21 protein-coding genes are annotated in these 25906 nt (G+C 39.5%); 7 read left to right on the top strand and 14 right to left on the bottom strand.

Annotated features, from left to right (window positions below):
- The first annotated feature begins 378 nt into the window (after positions 1 to 378).
- Together QOL44_RS08660 and QOL44_RS08665 are read left to right on the top strand one after the other, a co-directional pair.
- A complete protein-coding gene (locus QOL44_RS08660) occupies positions 379 to 2790 on the top strand; it encodes a hypothetical protein (protein ID WP_009059285.1) in 2412 nt (803 codons plus the stop codon).
- A gap of 171 nt (positions 2791 to 2961) precedes the next feature.
- Positions 2962 to 3453, top strand: coding sequence for a Slp family lipoprotein (locus tag QOL44_RS08665; RefSeq protein ID WP_009059287.1), 492 nt, complete (start codon positions 2962 to 2964; stop codon positions 3451 to 3453).
- A 562-nt stretch (positions 3454 to 4015) separates the two neighbouring features.
- Here the strand turns inward: QOL44_RS08665 and QOL44_RS08670 are convergent.
- The 5 genes from QOL44_RS08670 to QOL44_RS08685 form a co-directional block, all read right to left on the bottom strand.
- Positions 4016 to 4237 carry a hypothetical protein gene (locus tag QOL44_RS08670; protein WP_009059291.1) on the bottom strand — a complete coding sequence of 74 codons (222 nt, stop codon included), beginning with the start codon at positions 4235 to 4237 and terminating at the stop codon, positions 4016 to 4018.
- Positions 4234 to 4377: an AAA family ATPase gene (locus tag QOL44_RS11340; RefSeq protein ID WP_009059293.1), complete on the bottom strand. Its 144-nt coding sequence runs from the start codon at positions 4375 to 4377 to the stop codon at positions 4234 to 4236. The genes QOL44_RS08670 and QOL44_RS11340 overlap by 4 nt, the downstream gene beginning before the upstream one ends.
- Before the next feature lie 35 nt (positions 4378 to 4412).
- Entirely contained in the window at positions 4413 to 4664 is a 252-nt protein-coding gene (locus QOL44_RS08675) for an AAA family ATPase (protein ID WP_009059295.1), read from the bottom strand.
- A gap of 70 nt (positions 4665 to 4734) precedes the next feature.
- Positions 4735 to 4965: a hypothetical protein gene (locus tag QOL44_RS08680; protein WP_009059298.1), complete on the bottom strand. Its 231-nt coding sequence runs from the start codon at positions 4963 to 4965 to the stop codon at positions 4735 to 4737.
- 657 nt (positions 4966 to 5622) lie between these two features.
- Complete coding sequence (locus QOL44_RS08685) at positions 5623 to 5874, bottom strand: hypothetical protein (RefSeq protein WP_009059300.1); 252 nt, start codon at positions 5872 to 5874, stop codon at positions 5623 to 5625.
- A 697-nt stretch (positions 5875 to 6571) separates the two neighbouring features.
- On the opposite strand from QOL44_RS08685, the gene QOL44_RS11345 reads away from it, so the two are divergent.
- Positions 6572 to 6661: an arylamine N-acetyltransferase gene (locus tag QOL44_RS11345; RefSeq protein WP_134372864.1), complete on the top strand. Its 90-nt coding sequence runs from the start codon at positions 6572 to 6574 to the stop codon at positions 6659 to 6661.
- A gap of 96 nt (positions 6662 to 6757) precedes the next feature.
- Here QOL44_RS11345 and QOL44_RS08690 read toward each other — a convergent pair whose 3' ends face one another.
- The 3 genes from QOL44_RS08690 to QOL44_RS08700 all read right to left on the bottom strand — a co-directional run bounded on the left by QOL44_RS08690 (position 6758) and on the right by QOL44_RS08700 (position 11700).
- Positions 6758 to 8164 (bottom strand): TolC family protein, encoded by a 1407-nt coding sequence (locus QOL44_RS08690; RefSeq protein WP_009059304.1) that lies wholly within the window; start codon positions 8162 to 8164, stop codon positions 6758 to 6760.
- 569 nt (positions 8165 to 8733) lie between these two features.
- The gene (locus QOL44_RS08695; protein ID WP_009059307.1) at positions 8734 to 10059 is read right to left on the bottom strand and encodes an NAD(P)/FAD-dependent oxidoreductase; all 1326 of its coding nucleotides are present in this window, start codon (positions 10057 to 10059) and stop codon (positions 8734 to 8736) included.
- A 1461-nt stretch (positions 10060 to 11520) separates the two neighbouring features.
- Positions 11521 to 11700, bottom strand: coding sequence for a hypothetical protein (locus tag QOL44_RS08700; protein WP_048814668.1), 180 nt, complete (start codon positions 11698 to 11700; stop codon positions 11521 to 11523).
- A gap of 120 nt (positions 11701 to 11820) precedes the next feature.
- On the opposite strand from QOL44_RS08700, the gene QOL44_RS08705 reads away from it, so the two are divergent.
- Both QOL44_RS08705 and QOL44_RS08710 read left to right on the top strand, forming a co-directional pair.
- Positions 11821 to 12867: a lipase family protein gene (locus QOL44_RS08705; RefSeq protein ID WP_009059312.1), complete on the top strand. Its 1047-nt coding sequence runs from the start codon at positions 11821 to 11823 to the stop codon at positions 12865 to 12867.
- Between the two features lie 504 nt (positions 12868 to 13371).
- Positions 13372 to 14091, top strand: a complete 720-nt coding sequence (locus QOL44_RS08710; RefSeq protein ID WP_009059314.1) for an energy transducer TonB — start codon at positions 13372 to 13374, stop codon at positions 14089 to 14091.
- A gap of 58 nt (positions 14092 to 14149) precedes the next feature.
- On the opposite strand, the gene QOL44_RS08715 is transcribed toward QOL44_RS08710, so the two are convergent.
- The 3 genes from QOL44_RS08715 to QOL44_RS08725 form a co-directional block, all read right to left on the bottom strand.
- Positions 14150 to 14665 (bottom strand): cupin domain-containing protein, encoded by a 516-nt coding sequence (locus QOL44_RS08715; RefSeq protein ID WP_009059316.1) that lies wholly within the window; start codon positions 14663 to 14665, stop codon positions 14150 to 14152.
- 323 nt (positions 14666 to 14988) lie between these two features.
- Positions 14989 to 17958: an FtsK/SpoIIIE domain-containing protein gene (locus QOL44_RS08720; protein WP_009059318.1), complete on the bottom strand. Its 2970-nt coding sequence runs from the start codon at positions 17956 to 17958 to the stop codon at positions 14989 to 14991.
- A gap of 4 nt (positions 17959 to 17962) precedes the next feature.
- The gene (locus QOL44_RS08725; protein WP_009059319.1) at positions 17963 to 18715 is read right to left on the bottom strand and encodes a hypothetical protein; all 753 of its coding nucleotides are present in this window, start codon (positions 18713 to 18715) and stop codon (positions 17963 to 17965) included.
- Positions 18716 to 19228: 513 nt separating this feature from the next.
- Here QOL44_RS08725 and QOL44_RS08730 point away from each other — a divergent pair.
- A complete protein-coding gene (locus QOL44_RS08730; protein ID WP_009059321.1) occupies positions 19229 to 20668 on the top strand; it encodes an amidase in 1440 nt (479 codons plus the stop codon).
- A 56-nt stretch (positions 20669 to 20724) separates the two neighbouring features.
- On the opposite strand, the gene cynS is transcribed toward QOL44_RS08730, so the two are convergent.
- From cynS to QOL44_RS08745, 3 genes are all read right to left on the bottom strand, one after another.
- Positions 20725 to 21165, bottom strand: coding sequence for a cyanase (gene cynS / locus QOL44_RS08735; protein ID WP_009059323.1), 441 nt, complete (start codon positions 21163 to 21165; stop codon positions 20725 to 20727).
- Positions 21166 to 21364: 199 nt separating this feature from the next.
- On the bottom strand, positions 21365 to 22348 hold the full coding sequence (locus QOL44_RS08740) for a DUF6607 family protein (protein ID WP_009059326.1): 984 nt from the start codon (positions 22346 to 22348) through the stop codon (positions 21365 to 21367).
- A 332-nt stretch (positions 22349 to 22680) separates the two neighbouring features.
- A complete protein-coding gene (locus tag QOL44_RS08745; RefSeq protein WP_208526833.1) occupies positions 22681 to 23739 on the bottom strand; it encodes a multicopper oxidase domain-containing protein in 1059 nt (352 codons plus the stop codon).
- Between the two features lie 388 nt (positions 23740 to 24127).
- Here QOL44_RS08745 and QOL44_RS08750 point away from each other — a divergent pair, with 388 nt between their 5' ends.
- Complete coding sequence (locus QOL44_RS08750; protein ID WP_228343216.1) at positions 24128 to 25897, top strand: GNA1162 family protein; 1770 nt, start codon at positions 24128 to 24130, stop codon at positions 25895 to 25897.
- The last annotated feature ends 9 nt before the right edge of the window (positions 25898 to 25906 follow it).

Genomic DNA, 25906 nt, shown 5'->3' on the forward strand with positions numbered 1-25906 from the left:
TATTTAGCCAACAGTCCATGAAGGAGGATAAAAAAAAAGAGAGAGACTTTTAAGCTGAATTTTTAAGCAAACACCGAAAGCCTTTCCCCAAAAGTGTAAGGGATAAATACGGAAGGCATAACTTTTTCTGCTCAGCAGCGTAGAGTACAACCAGATGATTCTCTCACCCCCAAGCAAATCCTCAGGTTTTCTAAAATAAAGGTTTTTATGTTGGTTTTATAGCCTGAAGTCGACTAAGCATTTTCCCTAATATTTTTCCCATAAAAATTCCCCTCCTCTTCACATTTTTTTCTTTAAAATATTCATCATTACCTGATATAGACGATATAATATGTGATATCATATTCACTCATTTGATTTCTACTGGGAAAGATAGCCATGCATAGACTTCAGAAAGAAATTATAAAAGGTTTACTACCCGTTCTCCGTGTTATCTTCTTTTTGGCAGCGTCGCTTCTTCAGGCAGCCGATTATGATCCAAACCCGCCTTTTGGATTGGAGCAACTTAAGCCTGTGGAAGTCAAAGATCCCCTCACTCAAAAAATCATCAAAGGCTATCAACCTAAAAATCCCTACAACATTTTCATCAACTATGAGCTTGGAATGCATTGTGTTGGTTTTGATATTTCCTACTGCTGTGTCATTCCCCCTTATAACTCGATTCAGGCTCAAGCCGTAGCCTCAGGGCTCAATGGCTCTACTCCGAAACTGCTAACCCCAGAAGATAAAGTCAAGCTCTATTACTATCTCAAAGACAACAGCTATTCGGAAGGCAACAAAATGAGGTACTGGTCCGTTTTAAAAGATGTCAATGGCAACGGCAGCCTTGCTGACCCAGGAGACAATATGGCTAATTATGTCTGGGAACACCTTTTTATCTATAAAGATTTAGAAGGCACCCTACCCAAAGACTGGTCGATTAAAAAGCGGATCCGTATAGGAAAGGACATCATGGTGCCAATCGATGCAGGTCCTTCCGGGAAGCCCCTTGCGGGAGGATATCTTGAGTATGCCCCTGATACCGGTGGAAATATCGTTTTTACCGATTCGATGATCCCAGAAGTGAAAAATATTGCCATTAAACTGACTGCTTCGAATATTTGGGATGCTCTTGGCTTGCCGCTGACCGCTTTTAATGACTCGGTAAGGAAAGGAACTATTCGAACGATCACGGATAAAGATTTTCAACCTTATCAATATTCTACCGTGCAATTGCATGATGATACCGGTAAGCCAATAATAATCGAAGGGAAAAAAGTGGAATTTTTTGGGACAAATCCTGTCGATATCCCCAACTGTGTCATGTGCCATTCTGGAGAAGGCAAGGCAGCAAAGCTTTCTAGACAAGCCGGCTTTGTCCTATTTGAAAAAGAATACGAGTACTGGAAAAAAAATTATCCCGATGAATCCGATTACATGGCAAGACTGTCAGCCTCTTCTATAAATCTGCTCGAACTCCACGATAAGATGTTTAAAACCAATTTCTTAAAAGACTATAACCCGAATGCCTCCTCGAACCGGCTCGGATCGGTTGGATCCGTAAACTGTGCTGACTGTCATGGTGATAACGTTTCTGGAAATCTTCAGGAACCAAGGCCCGGAACTACCGGATATAAAGCTGTCAAAGCAAGACCTCTAACCGAATCCATTCATGCAGTACATGCTAACTTTCTGGCTGATATGAACGATAAAGCAGGTAGAACCGTTAGCTGTCAGGCCTGCCATCCTACTCACTGGACTAATCCAAACCTGAATAATTTTGATACGAATCCTTATCAGATCATCGATTCTAACGGGAACAACAAATACGCGAATGCTGACCAAAGGACTGCTGGAGGAGGTTGCTATTTAAGAAGGGATGCCCATACTAACCCTGCTGTCAAACCACCGTTCTTCTTGAATTCTGTTGGAAAGTGGTATTTGGAAAACGTCAGTACTAGAGATGAAAACGATCAGCCGATCTCAGAGCTCAGAGGCCTTACTTGTACGAATTGTCATAACCAACTTTCTCATGAACTCTATAAGTATGACGATCTGGATAATGGAGTCAGCCAGGAAGGCAAAACATTAAGGAATAAAAGTATCGATGAAATCATAAAAGTTCTAGCTGATGGAGATACTAGGCGGTTTGCTGATATGGCTGATCCTAGAATAAAAGACGGAAATAATCCACTTTACGAGTTTTTCCATAATCATCAAGGAGCCACTCTAGTAAAGGCTACAAAGGACAGCAAAGGCAACTTAAAGTTGTTGGCCTGGAACGCCAAAGAAGGCGTGCCTGTACCTTATGAAAAGGCATCCGGGGGGAGCGATTGGTGGCTTGCGCCCGCTGAACCGAAATGTGCAAGCTGCCATGCCGCTCCCTTCGTAGAAAGCATGGGAGGAAAATATTTTCCTGTCGATCAGCCTCGTAAATACTCGCTTTACCGGTTTTCGAAGGCTCACGGTAAAATTGCTTGTCAGTCCTGTCACGAGTCGATCCATGGGCTTTATCCAGTCAGAGCCGAAGGCGAAGAAAACACCGTGGATCTTACCACGCATAAGCAAGCCCTCCAGTATTCACCCGATGGTCGGTATGCAGGGCCTGTCAGCTGTTCTGCTTGTCACACAGTCAATGCAAAAGGAGTGCCCGTTCAGCTTGTAGGCACCGAGTATGAAAATGATTACTGGGCTTCCGTTGTGCTCCTGCACTTCATGCGCGAAGGAGACGAAAAGTTACCAATCAAAGAGCTCATTCAGAAATATCCCTATCAAAAATCAAGGCAAATAGTCATTGAAAGCTGGAAATAGTTTGTTTTAGCCATCCTTTTTATGCCTCCTCCATCAAAAGCCCCCCCTTGGCTCTTCCCCCTCCCTATTTGCACAACAACTTATAATCTTAATTGGTGTACTTACATATTAAATTAGGTTTTCATTTTTCTCTCCAGGGATAAAGGATTTGAAAATTCGTCTGATGAAAGGATGAAATCAGTAAATAAGATAGCTCGTTTTTTCTTTTTGGGGATCTTCTTTTATGCATTGGTTGCCTCTGCTTCTCCGATTCCTAAAGAAATACGAAAGGAAGCTAAAAACCAGCCTTCTTTTGAGTTGCTACTAAAAAATCCTGAATCCTTTAAAAATCATTTGGTGCTGTTAGGAGGAGTAATTATAGAAAATACACCCTTAGAAGATCGTACAGAACTTCTTATAGAACATAGAAAACTTGGCAGTTCAGGAAGACCTAAATATTCAACCAAAAATAAAAAAAGGTTTTCAGTAGTCACTAAGGATTTTCTAGATCCAGAAATTTATGCCCAAGGCCGATTTATTACAGTTTACGGAAAGGTTGGTAGCTTACAAAAAGGAAAAGAAAAACAACTCCTTGTCTATGCCAAATTTATCTATCTTTGGCCTGAAGACTTTATTCCAAGCAGTGGATGGTACATGGGAATAGGACCAGGGTTTTTCTTTTAATTCTTAATTTTGGGCTTTTTGACTAGCCTTGACAAAGCGCTCATAAACTGAGTGAAACTTGGACATTTTTTATTAGCCTAGCCATATCCAATTCTTTAGCTATTGTTCCAGCTACCGCTTCCGTATAGGATCGCTTGGCTTTGGAAAACAGGCGTTTCAGTTTCTCTTTAGGATTTAGGTGTTTTTCAGAGTTGTGAATTTCCTGAACACTAATACTTAATACTTTTTCAAGAGCAATAGGATCAGCTAGAAGTCAAGCTTCTAACATAGGTACTACAACCACACATTGAACAGGTCGTGTAATTCTTTCCCTATCTTTTCTCACTTCATTTTCCATGCGATTTTTAATTGCTCTAGAACTTTCTGGTCATCAGTGTCAGTAACCCTGATAAATCCATCCACAACACCGTTATCTGATTCCATTAAATTTATTATTTTGCGGTAGTCGCGTTGAGGGGCTATAAGGATTTTTGGTTTATAGTTTGTATATTTCCTCTTAACCAAAACTCTAATGACTTCTTTATCATATTTCTCCCGTCTACAAGGATTCCTATACAGCCCACTAATCTTCCTTTTCTAGCGTTCCTGAATAAAAGAGTTCGTCCAGACCTAGTTTCTTCCAGGAAAGGACTTTTTGATCTTCTGCCTTCGTTTTTGGAGGGCTTATGTATGAAGCACCTTTCTTTCTGGATGTAATTAGAAGGTCTTCAATATTAACTGTATTAATCAGATGCTGAGAATGCGTAGTAATCAGTAGTTCGCTGCTTGTGGTCCAAGCTCTCATTGGCGTTGTAAATAGACTTCGACAAGACCCTCTATAAGATAAGGGTGAAGAAAATTTTCAGGCTCTTCTATACAAAAAAGACAAGCTCCCAGTTCGTTTGGGGTCAAAATAAGAGCAAGAAAAGCTAGACAAATGAGCAACCATCAGAAAGTTGATAGGGTGGAATTCGGGCTCGCTATAGATTATTTTCAGATACTGATAACGGTAGGGGCCCATAATCAGTTGGATCAGGTTGTATGTCTTTGATATGAGGAAGAAGATCGATAATGAGTTGTTTAACCCGATTATAGAATTGGTTATTCTTTAGCATAAAAGGCAACCAGCTTGAAAAATTCTGACCATTCTCAAAAAGAAAAAAAAGGAAATGGGGACCAACATAGGGTTGTCTCATAACAGCAGGAATAAGTCGATAAAAGCGCCATTGCACAACTGATTTCGATTGTTCCTTCAAAATTGTTTCTTCAATCTCATTAATACCAAAGACTTCTAGAAAAGATTTATCCCTTGGAAAATGTTGAGACTAAAAGAGGTCTCTGAGGAGTAAGGGCAATAGATTTATCAGGAGCAATGATAAAGGATTCAAGGGTTCCTTGTTTTTTTACTTTAAATATGAGCTCTTTCTTTTCTCCTTCCAATCGGTATAGATACTCCTCCCTTACTTCTACGCTATAGGTTGAAAAACTTCCCTTAACCAAAAAACCATGTTCATAACGAACCCATCTTCCCAAATCCTCCCTAAAACATTTAATTTCTATCTCAATGCTAAAAGAAAGAGATCGTCACTTCCCTTCCAACTAAGCTCATCCATTCCTCCATAGTTAAGAGTAGCTTACTGCACCCCCACTCCAATTGGAGGGGGGCTAAGAGCATAGACTAAAAACTTAAGTACCTGAATCAGGTTAATTTTCCCAAACATATTAGGCCCACATGAATGTTGACTTGTTTGAGCTCAAGGCAAGGAAGGTCTTGGAAACTCAGTATATTTTTAAGCGAAAGTCATCGAATCATAAAAGACATTGCCTTATAAAAAGAAAAGATCCAATCAATCTAAGTTGAAAACGAGCAAACGGTTCTGTCTCTTGTAAATAAATAGATTCAAGAATATCTAACAAGCTGAAAACTAACTCATAATAATCCAAAGAGAATTAAGTTGTTTCAAAAATTATATTCCATTATAATGCTTGCAAGAAAATCCAAATAAGATCTCTAGTTATAAAATCGCTATCTCAATTGAGCTGAAAAACTATTTTTACTCTGGTTAAAAAAAAAGATTTTCTTAGAAACATTTTCTCTTTTAACAGAAAATAGCTAAATAAGCTCAAGCCTTTTTTAGCCAAAGAGTTTTGTTTCTCTCAAACTCCAAAGAATGACTTAAAAAATTTTAGTTATTTTTTTAGCCTATTGTATTGCTGGAAGGACTTTGTAGTGCCTCCTTTTTTTGGTTTTTCAATGGCATCAGTCTTTTGTTCCCCATCCTCGAGTCTTTTCTTCATGGTTTCAGTTAGAGAAGAAACAATGACAGTAGCTGTTTGTTCATCAGGTACATCAGCAATCCATTTTCCTTGAGAATCAATAATGGCATATAAGTGAGGCTGATGTGTCGATTTTTTCCATGTTAAAGGTAGTTCAACTTTCATTATACCTCCTATAAATTAGTTTTTTATAAATATAACTATAAATACTTAAATGCAAGAAATATTTTATATTCTTATTTATTAGTTTAAAAATAAGTGGAAAGATCCCATTGCCTCTAGCCTGAAGAGTTTCTAAAAACACTATTTTAAGAAAATATTTACTTAAAATAATCCTTGTTTGCTTAGAGATAAAAAATAATATTCTTACCCTGTCTCTTTTAAAAACTTCTTCTAAAAGCCCCTTTTTTCAACAATCTCTTTGCTTAAAGGATAACATTAAAAAATTCAATGACGACTGCTGGTCTTCTTTTTCTCTATTTTTGTAACTATTTCATATTACTCAAATATAAGATAAAATGATAAATTATAGATAAAGTATGTTTTTAAAAAACAGCTCCGTTCAAGAAAATATTCTTTTGCTAGTCCAATCAAGATTCTCTAGTGCGTTATAAAGAAATAACCAAAGAAAATGAATGATAATAAGCTCTTAATACTCTTCTTTTCTTTAAAATTTAGACTTTCTGCTTTATCCAAACATAAAACTTATTAGTAAAAGATTGTTTTGTTATTAGTAAATAGAGCAATTTTTTGTTTCAAGAAAGCTTGCTATGGAAATTAATCAATCATTGATCTTGAACATTATTTTAAACGGATCCCTTATAAAAGATATTTTTTCAGAAATCTAAATACCTAATTTGCTATTTGTCTATCCCATACACAACACATTCCTTTTGAAAATCTTAATATTCTTCTTGGGAAAAGTATCTCTCTGGCATTGCCGGACACATAAATTGGAACAAATAGAATTTTATGGATTAATACACAACCAGTTATTAATGAATTGGATTATAAAGAATTAATCTCTATAGGGGTAAACTCATTATCCTTAGTCCCTAGGCAATTGTCCGCCAACGGCATATTCTAATCTTGCAAGCGCAGCATTGTAAATATATTTAGCTTCCGCATACCCAATTTTTGCTTTCAGCAAGGCTTGCCTAGCAAGTACAGCCTGAACCCAGTTTGTTTCCCCGCTTTCAAATAATCTTCTTGCTTGATAAAAACCTTTTTCCGCATCATTGACCGCATTTTCTTGAAAAGCAAAAGACTCTTTCGATCTTTTCAGCTGTTGATACAGTTCTCTTAACTCTGCAGGAATATCCACTTTAAGCTGTGTCACTTTTACCTGCGCAATATCTTCCAAGGCCTTTTGTGCCTTTATTTTCCCATTGTTTTCCATAATATCAAAAAAATTCCATTGCCCTTGGACTCCAGCTGTCCAGCCCCATTTTGGATAAAGAATGTACACATTGCTGATGTTTTCGTACTGGAGTAGAGCATCAAGATTAGGATAATAACTTGCCTGGGCTGCAGCAACAGCTGCGTGAGCTGCATAAAGGCCGTGTAGCGCTGCATTGAGATCTGTCCTTTTTTGTAGGGCTATTTTTAAAGCCTCATCATAAGGAACATCAAAAGGAACAATCTGACTTTCTCCAGAAAGATACAATGGATCGTTCTCTAATCCACTAGGCAAGTTCAGAATCATCCGCAACTGCTCTCTGGCCTTCACATATTGGTATCTAGCTTGAGCTAGATCCCCTTGCGCAGTTGAATATTCTGCTTGGGCACTCAACGCTTGATACTGAGGAAACTCCCCTGCCTTGTACATTTTCATGGTATAATCGGCAATCGCTTTACTTGCTTCCGTTAGTTCTTCTCGGATACCTACCACTTCCTGGCGAAAGAGGGTTAAATAAAATGCCTCCTTTACCTGAGCGGTAGTTTTTAGCGCCACGTCCATGGCTTGCCAAATCGCTTTTTCAACTAGCTCCTTTTGTTGACGAGCCAGTTTGACTGACTCCACATTAAGAATGGTTTGCTTAATTTGTACAGCTCCTAGCCAACTAGTCCTTGTTAAGGGATAAGTCTCGATAGTAGGCAGAAACATCAACAAAGAGCTTTGCTCCCTTTGTGCTCGGTAGACCAATCCACCATGGGGATAGAGCTTAGCCTTAAACTGCATCTTGATCCCTTCTTGTTGTTCTATCGCTTTACGAGCAGATACTACTTCAGGATTCGCATCTAAGGCTCTCTGAATGACCTCTTCGAGAGTCCAAGTTTTCTGTTTGTTGATAGAAAGTTGTTTAGGATAAATGAGTTCCACTGGCTTTTTTACACTATAAAAGAGAGGCAAGTCTGTGCTTTGAGACAGCTGATTTGAGGCTCGCTGGGCAAATAAAGTAAGAGCGAATATTGAAAAAAAAAATTGGGAAAAAGCAAAAATCTTTCTTTCCATTTTAACCCTCGTTTCTTCATTGTATTTAATTCAACAATAAAACAGCAGAGGAAAACAATTTTTCCTTAAGAGATCCATAAGTTAATTAAGTTAGAACTCCATCCTCAATTTTCTTTAAAAAATTACCTTTTAGTCTAATCCAAATCATATTGGTTAATCACTTGAGCTGTAGAATATTAATTCCAGTTTTAATTTTCAAAAGATTCTACTCTGTTTTCCAATTTTTTTTTAACACACCTTTCATTTGCCAGTTTTTTTAACTAAAGAGGCGATACTTTCTTATGTTTTTTTCTTTTTAACCAGTTCCTATTTATATTTGGCTTCTTCCCACTGTTTTAGTCTCGCATTCCCTGCCTTGTAAAGACTTTCAATTTCTTATGAACTAGATCTAAGCTTTTTCTGTTTCGGATTGACCTCTCTCCTATCACTTCGACTTCCATGCATAACCCTTTCCTTAAGGAAACAAAAAGAATAAATAAAGAAAACATAAGAAACAATTTTATTGGGCATAAACTTTTAACATTACTCTTTTGCAATAGCCGCTTGAGCAAAGGGCATTTTCACAACAGTCAAAAAAGAGCGTCTTTTAATCTGTACCACAGCCCTATCAACGGAAGGGACCATGGAGGAGTCTTGTAAAAAAACCCTTTCTTAAAAGGAAGAGTTAACAATGAGCTTTGCCCTCTGGGATCGTTTAAAAGATAATAGGCAGTAAGTTTGCCTAGATAGCTTGCTAAGGCAACCCCATGACCACAATAGCCAAGGCAATAATGGATCCCGTTTGTTAATCTGCCATAATGAGGCAACTGATCAAGAGTAAAGCAGACTTTTCCTTCCCAAACGTTCCTAATCTTAATTTCTTTAAGCGCTGGAAATACCATATAGATGGACCGGAGAAGTTCCTTTGCAGCCTCTGTGATTGAACTACCAAAGCTTAAATGGGTTCTTCCGCCAAAAAGTAGCTTTCCATCATCTAAAAATCGGAAGTAATAAAGAAAGTTTTTCGTATCATAGACAGCGGATTTTGTGTGGATCAGTCGTTCTAATAGATGCTGATCTATAGGTTCAGTCAACACAATTGTGCTCGGTAGAGGAATGATCCGTCTTTGTATTTCAGGAAAAGAAGAACTTGTATACCCATTGGTGGCAATAAGCACCTCGCTAGCCAGGGTTCTTTTTTTTCCAGAAAGAGTTACTTCAAATTTTCCCCTTTTCTGTTCTATCTGTTGTACCTCAGTTTGCAGATGAAAATTGACTCCTTTGTTAATCGCTAATGTGAGTACACCCTGATAATAGTGGGCAGGGTTAAGAAGGGCTCCATCAGCTAAAAAAAGTCCACCATGATAGAGGTCCGTCTCCATACAAGCCGATAGGGAAGCTTTGTCCAACAGTCTAGTTTTCAGAGAAAAGTACTTCTCCAACAGTTCCGCTGTCCTTTCTAGGTTAGCAAGATGCCTTGGCTTCCATGCGGCTACAAGGTGACCTGGTACAACGAAGCCACAATCAATGTTTTCTTTTCGGATCGTTTCTTCAATATCCTTTCTTGCCTTCAAAGAAATATTGTACAGTTCCACAGCCTTGTCTTTACCATAAATCTTAAAGAGCTTGCTTACTCCTAATTTGTATCCAGAGCCTACAAACCCTGCATTGCGTGTAGAAGCTCCATATCCAAGTTCTTTGGCTTCAAAAACATGAACATTGAGACCCTTTTCTTTTAAAATGATCGAGGCCCAGAGGCCCGTATAACCACTGCCAATGATCGCTACATCAATTTGGGTAGGAATCTCTTTATTCTCTACTTTTAGTGGCTCAACGGTTTCCCACCAATAAGGAGTGGTCTTAAAAGGAAGGATAGTCGTTCCAAAAGGATTTTCTCTTCGAATGAAAACTGACATAAACAATGACGAATGGTTGAACTGTTCCTAAAAATATACTCAGGGACTTGCTTACGCCTGCGCCAAGTTCATTCTTTTCGCATTAGTTTTGGATAGGGATATCCCGGGATTGCCAAGATCATTTCGTTCTCTAGGGGGGAGAAGGTTAGAATTAGTGTGTCATCTTAACAATCAAAGATGTCACCTCCCCGCTGCCAAGAGTCGTCCTCCCTAGAACAGTCTCCCACCTTGGGATTCCCAGCAGGCAGTTACCCACTATTACGAGTAAACCTCCCCAGTATAATCACATACAGCCGTTTCAGCGGGTCCACGACAATAATCTCACAATCTCCGATCCTTTTTTTGAGGTTGTATGCGCCCACTCTACCCGCATAGCTCATATGCCCGCCAGGCTAGTACGCAAACTTGGCTCCAGTACGATGCTTCAGATGGACATACCCACACCGCAGACAAAGCCAGAAAGCAATAGGCTAGGTTGATTATCTCTCGACAAGAACCTCTCGCCGACCCAAGAAATTCGATTCGCTCTTGAAGCGCATAGCTGGGCATTGGTAGGATGCCCCTGGAATGCTCTCTACTTGGAGCGTTTCCATATATAGGTAGATCCTCAAGAAACAAGTTCTGAAGCTTTTCGTAATGTAAGAAGAGGGCTTAGGCGTGTATTTAGTTGCCGCTCGATTTCCACCTGCCCCTTGCGCACACGAAGCTGTCGTTTTTTCCTCCAATTTTGTGCTTGCGGATGCGTCTTGCTTTAGCTGTCTTTCCCGTATGCTTACTAATCAGCTGAAGATGATGCCGTTTCTTCCCCTCCTCCTTATGATATTTAGAAAGCTTAGAGAGCAACTCCCCAATCTCTTACCTATATTTCTTTCCGCGGTCATCTGCAAAAACTTCAGAAAGTCAAGCTTCTATCCAGATCGCTTTTCCATATGATCGCTTCGAAATTTGTAGTGTCGCTGCATAGGGAATTGCAGCCTCCTTTTCCTTTAAAACAATGCAAACATGCCCTGAATATTTAAGTTATCTTGACAAAACAATGACCATCCCTTTGTCACTTTCAATGCTCGTATGTGGGATATACTGCCTTCCCTTCTCTTCAAAAGCCCGGTAGCTCCATTCCTCGCATACAATCGACTGACGCAGCGTTACTCTTGACAGCTTTTCTATTGCCCATTGCAAGTCTTTCGCTACCTAAAAAAGATGGCAGCTTCCTCTCTTTTGTGATGTGAAATTTAGAAGTGGGCATCTTTCTTTTTCCTAACACAGATGCTATTCGCTGCAGAGAGTAGAATATCCAGAAAGCAAAATCGCTTTTCTGCGTAGTATTCTACCACAAGCTTGTCCCACTTCCCACGTTCACAAGAGGCTTGCCACAAAACGGTCCAAGCCAAAGAAACAGACGAGAAATCACTCCCTTGTGCAGCGTTCTCGTCGCCTTTTTACCGCTCCCCTAGATAGTGCTCATGATGGTAATACAAGCGGTTTACCAGAGACTGTTTGGCGGATGCCTCCCCTCCCGCCCTCTTTCTCTACTGCCTGTTTAGGCTTCGATCGATCAACGCGCCAAACTTCTTCGGCGAATATAGGTTTGCGATGCCTATTTATAACTAGATTGGCATCGTAATAGCAATAACTATTCATAACTTCTCTTCCAGCATTTTATTAAATACTACTTTCAACAATACTCATTTGGATCCTAAAAAAAATTGACATTCTTTTTTTCTAGGCAGAGATTGTTCCGTTTCCAACAGACTATCATTTATGGCTTTTAAGGAGGGATTTGATCTTGTAGAAGCTTTAGGGCTTGCATCTTTATGCGCTGAGATTGAAGAGATTCCTATCCCTAATAATCTGTCAGACTGGCAATTGATTTTTGATTCATTAGAATTTTCTCCATTCAATGAAAGATGGAAATTATGGAAAAAGCTATCCACAGATACTTATGCCATTGTTATTCGTGGGACCATTCTAAGTTTTGGGAGTATTCTAGAGGATCTTCTTTCTTTTTTGATTAAATCAGATGCCCAACTTAATTATAAGCATCAATGCATTGCTTATAAATTTGCTCCTCATCCTCAAGCTTCTGTTCATGCAGGATTTGCTATTGGTGCCCTCCTCCTTCTTCTTCATCCAGAAAAAGGCCTAGTGAATCAATTAAAAAGGAATGTTCCTTCTGGCTCCCCAATTTATATCACCGGACATAGTCAAGGAGCAGCCGTTGCAACCCTCATTCGATCTTATTTGCACTATCAGCCTACCAATCCATCCCACAATTACAAAAGCTATGTTTTCGCCCAGCCCAAGCCTGGCAATGATTTTTATGCCTATGACTTTGACCACCTGTTCAGCAACAAAGGATTGGCTTTTCGCATTACCAATTCACTGGATTGGGTTCCCCAGCTTCCATTCACATTCGAGCTTCTATCTGACATCAATAATCCAACACCATCAGATCTTCTCAACCCTTTAGAGAAAAACAGTTTAAAGTCTATGCCTCATATAGATTTTTTTCTTTCACAACTAGGGATCAAAGAGCTTGGAAACAACTATGGCCGCCTAATTTCATCTCTTTTAACTAAAATTCAAACTAAAGCTCTCAATTTAATCAACACCATTCTAAAGCCTCTAGAATCCCTTCAGCCTGCCGATATTCATTTGCCTGTTGTCCAATCATTCTTTTTCACCCCCTCAGCTACTCCAATTGTCCTTATTGGTTCTCCTTGTTCAGGTATAGATTGTGAGAACCCTTTCTATCAACACAGCATATCTATGTATTACAAGCTAATGAAAAATCAGCTCCAAACATAACTCCTTTTGACTTTGAAAAAGATCGCTCACTGGGGGAATCAAAATTGTTTGTTTTCTTAAGAATCTTTGCAAATACGAGCTTATCTTTAGAGATTAGAGCTCAGACATTATGAAATTGAATAGTTGCAGATAGGAAAGCTTTTTTTTGCAAACTCTTTTAGATCAAAAAGAGGATAGTTCAGAGGCTCTTAGATGAATTCCAAACTCTCATTCTTATCTACCGTAAGCCAGAATCGGATTGATCAACATTTTCTATAAAGAAAAATGCAGAGCCAACCTCCTTTGTTGATCAATCCTCATCTTTTTCAATCCCACTTATCCTCAATCCTGTATTCTCCCATATTTATCATTTTTTGACCTAATTTTCTAATCCCACTAAAACCTTCCCATAATCCCTTTCCTGGTCTTTGTTCATTTTAGCTACCAGATTTTTTGACCATCTTTTAACAGCTAAAAGGCCTTTATATAGGTTCCGGCAAGACCTTCTTGATTCATGTTTTAAGCATGAAGACGATACTCTTTCAACAAAGCCCTTCGCAAGAAACACTCTCTTCTGGCAACAAAAACTATACTTTCTTATTTTGTCTCATCCTTGCATTTGTTGCTCATTGGCTTCTGCTTCATTGCAGATTTTCACAAGAAAAAAAAGATACAATCGTGCAACAAGGACTATTAAAAAAGGAAGATGAGATTGCCATTACTCTTGTTGCTCAACCCCCTCCGGCTTCCTCACCCCTTTTTGATGAAAAGACAAAACAACAAGATCCACCCCAATCCATTACACCAATAAAAACGGATGAAAACATCACACATCCTTCTTCAACACCACTATCAAAAAATCTTGGAAAATATACTAACTTTTCTCCTAAAAAGAGTAAGAAAGAAGAAAGGGATAGGCTAGCTGATCCCATTAATTTTTCGAATACCAAAGAGCTCAAAGGCATCCATGGTCCAGTCTCCTACCATCTTCCAGTCCCTCCCTATCCTTTATTGGCTAGGTTAAATCATATGCAAGGTAAAGTAGTCCTTCGAATTACCGTGCATAATGGAAAAGTGATTTCTTCAACAATCGTCAAATCTTCAGGTTACACCCTTTTGGACCAGACCGCAAAATATTGGGTTGAGACGCATTGGCAATTCCCAGAGGGGATTAAAAAAGTTTTTCTCGAAGAAATAATCTTTGAATTAGAAGAAACAGACGATTCTCCCTCTCTAGTTTCTTAAATTCATACCTTTGAAATAACAGAAGAAATTATAATATTTATTCTTTATCTCTGTTTCTTTAATGAACGCGCTTCCAAATTTCAACCAGAGGGCCATCTGCACCATAAACAGGATCAGTCTTAGGAAGAGCTACTCGAGCTAAATTCTCCAAAACAATAGGCAGTTCTTTTGGATCCCCTCGACGCAGATCCCATGACCGACCCTCTGGATAAGCTCCAACCACAAGAAAGCCCAAACTAGCCCAAATCCGAGCATGCGCTACTCCAGCAGGAATCACCACTACGTCGCCTACACTTAATTCTATCCCTTTGCCTCTAGGTCCTCCCAATCTAACCTTAGCTTGTCCACTTACTACCGCAAGCACTTCATGTGTGGTCGAATGAAAATGATCAAAAGAGTAAATTCCATTTACCCAAGACCCTTGCCAATGATGCAAATAGAAAAGCTCTTCAACGGCAGAAGGCTTTCTTTCATATTCCTTTAATACTCCTTGATAATGAAGAACAGGTAAAGGGCTATTGGGGAACCCTTCAAAAGCAGTCAAGAATATTTCATCAGGCTTTATTCGGTGCATTATCCTCTCTAACTTCGAAGAAGCAATAGCCGCTTGTTGCTTAATTCTGGCTTTAGCTTCTTTTAATAAATATTATCTTGAATTCCAGAAAATTAGAGAAGTTTTTATGTGTAAAAGGCAAAGCAGATATACTAAGCCCAAAGAATCCATCCGATTAAAATGTAAATGATCAACAAATGATGAAAAGACAACTACCTCCATTACGAAAAAATAAAAAAGGAACTCTATAAAAGGAAGAATAACACTCTTAGAAGGCAACAGACACTAAGCAGAGAGAAAAATTATTAAGCCTTTGCTCCTCTTTCCTAGAAGGATTTCACTTATTATCTAACGGCTTGTAAAACAACTTTTTTCCATTCTTTATCGGTAATAAAAGCAGATTGCGCTCTTAAAAATCTGCCGTGTTGAAAATTACAAAGCAGATCTCCTTTCCCCCTGAGCTGCTCCGCTCCGCCTCTATCAAGGATCAATAAAGACTCCGTATCATCAGTTACTCTAAAAGAGATTTTTCCAGGCAGACATTGTTTGATTAGTCCTGAAACGATTTCTTTCCTTGGACTTTGAGTAGAAATGATAAGATGAATTCCAGCACTTCTTCCCTTCTGAGCAATTCGCTGAATATAACTTTCAAACTCTCTTCTCCTATTGCCTCTTAGTCCAGAGATCATATCTGCATACTCATCAATCACAATAATCCAATATGGAATGTCTCCTTTCCCTGTCTTATACAGGCTATTAAGGTCATTAAGCATTTCTTTATTTAATCTTTCATTCCGAGAATTCATTTCCTCAACTGCCTTCTTCAAAAAATCCTCAGCTTCCTTATGGCTCTTTATGCTTTCTAGGGGAAAAAAATCAGTCCCTTTAAAATCAATCAAAAAGACTCTAGCTTTTTTTGGAAATTTATAAAGGATGGCTCCAATAAGTGATTTCAAAAATTGACTCTTGCCACTCCCTGTGGTTCCAGCTACTAATAGATGAGCAAAATTGCTATCCATAAAATCACCGATAACCCATTCGGACTGTTCTAAGTCAATCGTTTTACCAATTGGAAATGAAAGATTTCCTTTAAGATGTCTTAATGCTTTCTTCCAAGGAACTACGCAATCTATTTGAGGGATGGCTACATCGATCTTTACATAATTTCTATACGCATCGATAAAGGGAGGAACATCTAGTCCAAGATGTAACTGGATGTCTTTCTTTCTAGCCACGATATTCGTTATTCTTACCCTTACATCTTTTTCAACAAGAAACCGAACAAATTGCGGAGCAATTTTATAATCACGAACGTTAGCATCGATGTTATTCTTAGAGAAAAATTCATTCAACTTCTCTCTGTAAATTCTATATGGATCATTCTCGTTGCTAGAGTCTGGTTGTGTTACAGTAATCTCTGATCCAGTAGGAGCAGTAGAAGTAATAGGAAGAGGGGGGAGTTGAGGTAATAGTGAAATTAATGGATCAATCCATGAAGCAAGCTTCTTTGAGGCAAATTCTTCTATTTTTTCTTTCGAATAGTTGATATCTCTAGAAATAGCATTGCGATAAAGTATAGCCAGAGCATAGAAATCAGCCGTTTTTTCCTTATCAAGAGCTTCTATGCGTAATAAACCAGAGTTTTTGGCTTGATCGATTGTTTCTTTTTCTTTAGTCTCCTTCCAATTTTTCCCAGGAATTGTCTTTAGTTCATGGGATCTAGGAAATATACCTAAAAACCGTCTGCTTTTGGCTTGAAAAGAAGCAGATAGTTCAAGTGTCTTCTTAGCGATTGCGCCCCAACGTTTCCAATTATCACTTTTTTCACAGCCAAAATAAACTGTAGTCTGATCCCCATCATGTTCCCAACAAAGCGAATAGTAATCGTGTTTTATCTGCTGGATGGATTCTTTTTTTCCAATAAGTGCTACCTGAATTGCTTCGAGAAAGAGATCAGGTTGAAATAGAACCTGGCCAGAAAGAGTCTTTTTCTTTTCTTCATTAAAAATCTTTTCTAATTCCTCGTCTCCTTCTCTTAATTCATTTGTTTCTTCTATTTGCTCAAATTCTCTCTCAGCCCATTGAAGAAACTTTCTAATTCCTACTTTTGATTGGGTAGAAAAAAACGAGGGCAATTTTTCAAGAAGCTTTCTAACTTTGCTTTCTTCAATAGGATATCTCTTGATCCTTTGCTCGATAAGTTCTCTGGCTTGTTCTATATTCAAACCTTCTAACTCTAACTGTTTTTCATAGGCAATCCTTTCTAGATCTGCTTTTTGGATATAATTTCTATTCTGCTCCCAAGCATGGAAATTTGTTGTAAGAATAATTAGATGATTCTTGCATTCATTCACAAGAGAACCAATCACAGATCCAAACTTCTGACATAAGGACTTATCCTCTCCGTAACGCTCAGTTTGATCAAAACAGAAAACAAAAGGACGCGCAAAAGAGGCTAGGTTGCAAAATTGATAAACTCGCTTCCGGCACAAATCATTTCGAGTGTCAATAGGCAAATCCATAGGTTCATTGTAGTTAATTGGAAGACCAATATTTCTTACATCTTCTTCCTCTAAAGTGGCTCCTCTTAGCCATTCTATACACGTCTCCCTGTGGCGCAGATCAGGGTTGGCGGAATACCAGAAAAAAATCCAAAACAGAGGGATAAGGTCACGTAGCTCTCCAATATTGATACCTCTTCTGTATAAAGCATTTTCGCAACATTGAGCTAAAGAATCCCAATAAGATGCTTGCATCCATTGAATCCATTTTTCGGAAGGATTTGAAAAATCAGCCTTTTGATTAGGTGCCTTTCTTAAGGCTTCTACAACATCCAACTCATTGACAACTCCTCTTACAAGCCCCTGATGAATAAGCTCCTGTGGTTCAATCAATTTAGAAGTTATAAGATCCGCCAAAAGATTGCCGATAATGCGACTAGTATAAATCTCAAACTGAGTATAGGATCGGTTATTTCTCCTATCTATATCTATAAATTCTTCAGGCTGAGTAAGCTCGGTAAGAATCCTATCGAAGATATTTATCCAAAACCGACTAGAATCAATAAACGCATAAAAATAAATGAGCGTTGCTTTGCCTTTAAGCTCTTGAAATAATCTTCCAATAAGATAGGTTTTACCATAACCCGCTTCGGGTGAAGATATCAGATAGGCTTTGGGAAGATCGTTTTTTTGACATAGCTCTCCAAATTTTTTGAGGAGGAATTTTAGAGGTCTTTCATTTAATCCTCTAAGAGGAGAATCAGGAAGAACCCTTGGATCTGTAACAATTTGTACTTCAAAAGGTGGTGGCATCTTCTCAATTATAAGGTTGCTCAAGCTTTACTCGTAAAAATTTATTGCCTTCATACTGCATAACTGCCTGTTTTTCTATATCAGAAGCCAAAGCCCAGTCTCCTTCAAAAAGATGGGCTAAGCCCTTTCTACTCTGCTCAAGAAGCCATTCGTGAAGGCTCTTTAGATCAACACCAGATTTCTTCTGCAAAGAAGCAATTGCTACATGAGAGATGTTATTAAACTTATTTTCCTTAAGGAGATCCTCATAAGCTTTATAAATCTTTTTTGGATTAATTACAGAAGTGCCTTTTTTTACTTCTTTACAAAAAAGAGCCATAGGCAAATAGTACCTTGTTTTGCCTATCCTTAAGGGAATCAGAAGACTATCGATGATTAAGCAGTCTAAAGCCTCTTGAAAAAGAGTTTTAGGACAATTTAGGCATTTCTTGTACAATTGGGTTGCAGAAATAGGCTTGTATTCTATAGGCTTTTCCTCAGCAGGAAAAAGGGATTCTAAAGTTTTTTCAATTTTACCAGCGATCTTTTCCACACTCGGCGCATAGTCAAACAAATAATATCTTTCAGAAAGTTTGATGACCTTATTTTCTTGGATCAGTTGGTTAAAGTGTTTATTACTCTCCTCTGAACTATGATTTTTAGGAAGAAGCCTACTTTTAGGTAGGCCCTTTTCTTTTGCTTTTTCAAGAAGTTTGAGCAATCGTTCTCTTATATCAAAAGAAGCCTTTTTCTTCTTTTCTTTTGAAGTTTTACCCATTTTTTCTAAGCCCTAAGCTCCATATTTTGAATACTAAATTCCTTCAAAGTCGAGCATAATTTTTTATTTCCGAGTTTCTAACTCCACATTCCTGGTTAATCCAAAGGATTTAAAAGAGAAAAAATATTCGTTGAATTTCTTTAAATCTTCTATCCTATTCTTTTTAGTTCTAAGATTTTTTTAAAAGATATTAAGTTTATAAGCTACCCATCCTAAATCCTATACCATGCCTATGCAAATCGATTATCCTTAAATCTGGTATTTAAAGCTTAAGGTGCTTAGGAAACTTTAAAACTTCTCCTTGCTTTTCTATACTTCATCCCTCATACCTCGTAGAAAAGCCAAATTTGTGGTGCAAGAAGTGATCCCTCCATACTATCAATTGAATAAAGAGAAGTCCGATTGCACATGCTTTGAAAAGCAGAAAAAAGGCGAGCTACTTTTTGCTAAGTCATAAAACCGGCCTCTTTGCAAAGAATTTATTTTTGGATATACATTCAAAAAGGGAGATTCATGAAAGAGCTTTGGAAAAAAAGTGCCACTGATCTTAGCCAATTGATTAGGCAGAAAGAACTCTCCCCGGTTGAACTCATCGATTTATATGCCGAAAGAATCAATAATATCGATCCAATTATTCATGCATTTACTTTTCTATCGATAGAAGCAGCCAAAGAAAAAGCGAGAGCACTCGAAAAAGAGATTCTTCATGGCGATACATCTTCTCCTTTGTTTGGCATTCCTATCGCAATCAAAGATCACTTTGATACTGTTTCTACGCCTTCAACCTATGGTTCCTATCTTTTAAAAGATTACATAGCTAAAGAAGATCATCTACTTGTCAAAAGACTAAAAGAAGCCAAAGCAATTATCCTTGGCAAAACAAACATGCCTGAATTTGGATTTAGCGCGACAAGTCACAATCCAATTTTTCCTGCGACTCGAAATCCATGGAATTTGGAGTATACCTCTGGTGGTTCCAGTTCAGGTTCAGCAGCTGCTGTTGCTACTGGTCTTTGTCCACTCTCCTTAGGCAGCGACGGTGGAGGATCTATTCGTATTCCAGCCTCTTTCTGTGGCATTTTCGGTTATAAGCCATCAAGGGGTAGAATACCATGGCCTATTGGGAAAGGAAAAGATTTAGAGAACTGGGAATTATTTTCCCATGCTGGTCCCCTTAGTCGAACAGTAGAAGACGCTGTGCTTCTTTTGTCTGTTCTTTCTGGACCTGATCCTTCTGATCCTTATTCACTCCCGAAAGCAGAATTTTGCTGGAGTGATTGTTTAAAGGAAGATATCAGGGGCTTAAAAATAGCCTACAGCCTTGATCTTGGGTATGCACGCATAGATCCTGAAGTAAAACAAATCGTTACAAAATCAATTGAACTTTTTGAAACGGATCTGGGATGTAAAATTGAGGAAGTGGATCCTGGCTGGCCTGATCCTTCAGAAGCTTTCTCTACTTTAGTATATTTTGGAGCAGATTTGCCAGTGCTAAAGAAAGCCGTAAGTGAAAACCGCCAGAAAATCAGCAGTCATATCACGAGATTTCTGGAACGCAGTTTTAAGCCTGAAGACTTTTCTCAAGCGTTGAAAATAAGAAGGAAAGTGATTTTTGAAATGAGTAAACTTATGGAACAGTATGATCTTTTTCTTACCCCTGTTACTGCTGTTCCTCCTTTTCCTCTCTATTTTCAAGGACCAGACATCATTGATGGAGAAAGGGCTGATCCACTGCTTTCTTGGCTTCCATTTACCTATATTATGAACATGACTGGACAACCCGCAGCTGCTGTCCCAGCGGGTTGGACATCAAAAAATGTTCCTGTAGGTCTTCAGATTGCTGGAAGACATCTAGATGATCTCACGACACTCAGGGCAGCTTACGCTTTCCAAAAGGCTTATCCTTGGCAAGATAAATGGCCTTTAATAGCTTTGTCTGCCTCAAAGGACTAAATGTAAAAGCTTTTAGAAGAAATGTTTATTTTATAACAAATGGTAATGGTCATCTGTTACCATTTCTTGTAGGGAAGGAACTTTCCATTCATTATGATTTTTATCCGTGGCCCAGCTGAAGATTCCACTTTTTCAATGGAAATTTCCATATCCACAGCACTCATGATGCCATCTCCAAACTTTTCCCAAATGAGTTCTCGCATAGCTTCTCCATACACCCCAAAAGCTTCGTAAAAACGATACAGGACTGGATCATTGGGTATTTGTTTTTCCCAACTTCTATCAACAGGTTTCTGTAAGTATTCGGAAATTTCAGGCTCTAGACCTAGAACATGGCATAAGAGTTCTGCTTGTTCTTTTTTGGGAACAGCTTTCCCAAGACAAACGGCCACTAAAAACACCTCAGAGATCCCTGTTTGTTTAGAAAGTTCTTCCCACGAAAGCCTTTTTTTCTCTTTTGCTAGTAATATTTTCTCTTTGATCAACTCTCGATTCATAAAAACCTTCTTTCCACCTCTATTGGAGGTATTTTCCTGTTTTATCTTCTGTAACAATAAGATTATATACAAATCAAAAAAGGACTATGTCTGCTCAGCTACTATACAAATTAAAGATTTTGTCTAGCATTCCTCAAACTCTGTGATCTTTAAAACTCCAAATCTTTTAAGACTTTCCATTGCAAATGGAAAAAATAATCTATTGCCTAAAAAAAGAAAGGTTCTGTTTCTTGTCTTTTGGGATCAAAATAAAATGACTTTCGATTATTTTAGTAATCAAATCATGCAGCTGTTCGTCGGTCTTGTGTGTAAAACCAAACTTTTCAGCTTCCGCAAAGAGCTCTTCTGCTAGTTTTTTCCCCTCCCCTTTTTCCTTATATTTGATCTCCTGGTACTCACCCAATATCTGTTCCCACACAGATCTAACATTACTCCAAAACTTTTCTGTTTTTTTCATATAAGAGAGAGCGGGATCGAAGTCCAACTTGTTTTCCAAACTATACGAAATTATTCCCAGCTCTTTAACAAGTGCATAAGTATTAGATGGTTCTTTAATCCACTTTTCGTTATCCTCTTGAATCATCCAGCCTCCTTGAAAAACAATCTGGTGCATGACCGATTCCATCAGGTTATAGTCAGATCGTCGTGATAATTCTCTTCGAGGAAGTGGTCGCATCAACTTGTTGGATATCCATTCCGAATAACTCCCTGTATGGTTCCAATGACCATAACTAGCATAACGAGGGGAATCATCCACATTCCAGACAGTTTGCGTCCAACAACCATTAACCTCCTGTGGATTAAGGTGTATTACTTTCCAACTATTATTGCCTGCATAGACCCAAAAAGACTCTCTTTCATAATCCCAATCCTGCCTCCAATGCTTAATGACTCTTTTCCTAGAATCAACCAGGAAATGTTGTAGGCTTATATGCTTAGGCTTCTCTTCAATAATGATCACTTTTTCGTACCCTTTGATATCATATGGAGCATGGAGGCTATAGCTCGGGTGTAATGGATAGAGCTCGTTGAATCGATAGCTAACTTTCCAGTTCCCTACCATCGAAAGTATGGCTTTTCGATCGGTTGCTAGTCTATCATCTGTAGAGAGTCCAAAGGCAAATACTATTGGAAAGGCCACAAAGCCAAGGACAGCAATAAATAAAAAAATCCATTTTTGCATAGGTAATGATACCATCAAAAGTTATGGATTATCCAAGGATAGATTTATCTTTTGATATTAATTTAACTCATTCCATAATATTTTCCCCACTGTGCTACAGCTCCTAATCAATTGTCTTATGTCAATTCTTTTTTTCTCCTCTACCACTATGGCTTTTCGTGCACAGGTTACCCAATTTAGAACTCCTCCTTCGTTTTTCCTCTTCGTCTTGGTCTGCGGGCTTTTCGCTCGGAAGTGCGGATGACTTGGGGAAAGACCGATTCCAAATCTGTTTCGAGCCCTCTCCTGCCGATGATTGAGCCTGGGAGACAAGCGTGGCAGAAGCGTCTAGGCTAATGGGATGGCGTTTGTGTCGTTCTGCCAGTTGGAGTTTGCGGTCCCTCATGAGAAACCACAGGATCAGAAGGACCCTCGACAATGAGTTCTCCGCCCAAACCCTTTTCCATCCGGGCGAAAAAATGGTCCATCAGCGGATAGCGGCCGGAGACTTTGGGCGTGAATTCGACAAAACCAGCTCCACCTGCTGGGATGAAGAGAGAACAAGTGTTTTCGCGCAAGGGAGAAAGGACACTGCCATCCGGAGAGACATGTTCCAACACGGCTCCGAGCAGATGGAGATTGGAAGAGAAATTCGGACCGGCGTTCCCGAAATAGATCCGGATCTTCTCCCCGACTTTTGCTCGAAGCGGGTGTCGACTCAATGCACCGACCGATCCGTTGAAGACGAAATATTCGGGTTCCGAACGGAGGATCTTCGTTATGTCCGAGGTCTGCGGGCCATGGGAACCCATGGGGGCAGAGGTGTAGATTTCCGCTTCCACGATGTAAAACTCTCGATCGACCTTGGGAAGTCCTCCGACAGGCTCGACCAGGATCAGGCCGTACATGCCGTTTGCGATATGCTGGGCTACCATCGGCGTTCCACAGTGGTAGAGATAGAGGCCGGGATTGAGGGCCCGGAAGGTAAAGACCTTTTCCTGACCCGGAATTGTCTGGGTCACCGCGGCTCCCCCGGAAAATCCCCATGCGGCGTGAAAGTCGACCGAATGGACCATTCGGCTCGTCGAGTCGTTGGCAAGATGGATCTCCAACGTATCGCCAACACGGACGCGTAGGAACGGACCCGGGACCTTCCCGTTGAAGGTCCAATACGGAAAAGAGGCTCCATCCGCTAGCCTTCCTTCCACTTCGATCGCATGAAGCGTGACTTTGACGAGCTTTGGCGGCCTCTTTCCCTGCAGCCCTGGCAAGTCGGAGGGATCGCGGCTGATATCGGGGATGGTTTGTTCGGAAGTAGCAGAAGGTTCGGCGGATAAGTGGAAGGCGAAAAAGAATAGAGCGAGGGCAAGGAGGCTCAGGATGTAGTGGAAAAGGAGTCGCGAGGTTGGCATTGGGTTTTTCTGTCGAAGGGACATGAGCGAAGGGGCTTGATCCAACCAGCCTAATATCGAGGCCAGGCAAGGTCCATCGTCGCATCTCGGGAGAGGGCACAATTCCGAGTCTGTACCCGAAGATGAGAAAGGATGGTGCGACTTAACGGTTACGGCAGGAAAATTTCCAATTCGCCTCCCCCATGCCGTCCGGGACCGCTTGCCTTGAGGACGAAATTTGGTATGGTGAGTGAACCGATAGAATGGAGATTTTCTTAGCAGACGGATGAAAAAAGACCAAGGGTTGAATCCTTCTGCAGACGCCATGCATGCATTTAATTAGATTGGCATCGCAATATCAATAACTATTCTTTACTATTTCTCTGATTTAACTATAAAAAAGGAGAAATTGATTTTGCAATTGTTTAGTCGACTTACTTTTGTACACTTTCTATTAGTTTTTTTCGCTTTTTGTAGCACAGAGCATGTATCCTCCTTATTTGCCTACAATATTAGTCTTTTTCTTTCAACAAGCATTCAACCCAACTCAACTCTATCCTCCAATCAATCCACCTCATTAGCAACAACCAAGGCTGAGGATCAGCCGCTTTTTTTGCAAGAAGAAGGCTTAACTTCACATGGCAAAAAACACTGGTATGACTACCTTATTGAAGCTGATCCTGGTGCCTGCAAAATCCAAATTGCCGCAGACTACGAGCAAAATGTCCCTCAAAGAATAGCCGTCTTACCTTTCCTTGAAAAGGGAAGCGGTAAATTTTCTATTAATGGGGTTAAAATAGATAATAGGGATAAGGACAATTTAGAAAGCTGGAGATGGACGATTGCCCAAAGAGTAAGAAGAGTATTTTTTGGCTTTCTTGCCTCAAGGGAATTTGAAGTCGTACCCCTTTCTATAATAGATCAAGTGCTTCAGGCAAAAAATATTAGGACTGAAGTCTCTCTTCAATCCATTAAGCCTGAAGTCCTTGGTAAATGGCTGGGGGCCGATGCGCTGGTCTATGGAGAAGTCTTTCCATATCAGAGATTTTATATGATCATGGGCAGCGGCATCAGGGTTTTACTTTCCATAAAGATCATTTCTTCAAGGACAGGGAAAGTACTTTTTAGCGGCAGTGTCAATAGAAACCTCTTAGATATTAACCCTAGATTTGATCCCGTTGACATAGGCATTTCTTCTGTTTTGACCTTAACAAACCTAAGAGACATTAACTTAAAAAGAGCAGAAGATGAAGCGTGTCGAGAGCTCGTCTTAAGAATTCCCCTCTCTCCAAGAAAGGCCTATCCTGTCTTTGGAAATACTACTCAATTTGCCCCCAAAGCCTTACTCTCAAAAGAAACCGATGCTTCTACCGAAGTTAATCTTTCAACGAGCCTTTCTGAAAGAGATTTTATTAAGCCTCCTAAGGCCTGGGAAGCTAATGGAAAAAAATTAGAGCCCCAACGATTTTTTTTGGAGGAAAAACAATTTGTTGCTCATAGCAAGAAAAAAACCATGGATTATGTCATTGAAATGGACCCTTCACGGTTCCAGCGTATCGCCTCTCCCTTTCTAGCAATAGAACAACCTAAAACATTTGCGCTGCTTCCTTTCATTGAAGAGGCAACCAAAGGCAAATTCATTCTTAATGGCATTCCCCTGTCTTTTAGATCTAAAGAAAAAAGGGACCAGCTCCGCTGGACAATAGCGAATCGATTACGCAGGGGAGTAGCCTGTTATCTCGCTCAGAGAGACTTAGCCATTCAAAGCCTTGAACTGACAGATTCTATTTTAAAGGCTCATGGATGGAAAAAGCTTTCTGATATGCTTGCAACCGATCCTATCACGGTTGGAGACTGGCTTGGAGTCGATTGTGTTATTTATGGTAAGGTTACCTCAATGATGTCGATTTATTCTTTAATGTATGCCGCATGTACGGTTGGGATTTCAGTCAAATTTGTCTCTACGAAATCTTCCAAAACTTTAGTGGAGGTATCTGGAAGCCGTACGGAATCCTCTTTTGCCCCAGCCTTTGATCCTCTAGATATTGCTATTTCTTCTCTTACCACAGCCCTATTAATCAGGGATGTTACCTTTCGAAGAGCAGAAGATGAAGTATGTAGAGAAATCGCTGCTCGTATCCCCTCCTCAATGTCACAGAGCACGGTGGAAACCAACTAATTTCGGAAA

The sequence above is a fragment of the Candidatus Methylacidiphilum fumarolicum genome (genome assembly GCF_949774925.1).
Classification (GTDB): Bacteria; Verrucomicrobiota; Verrucomicrobiia; order Methylacidiphilales; family Methylacidiphilaceae; genus Methylacidiphilum; species Methylacidiphilum fumarolicum.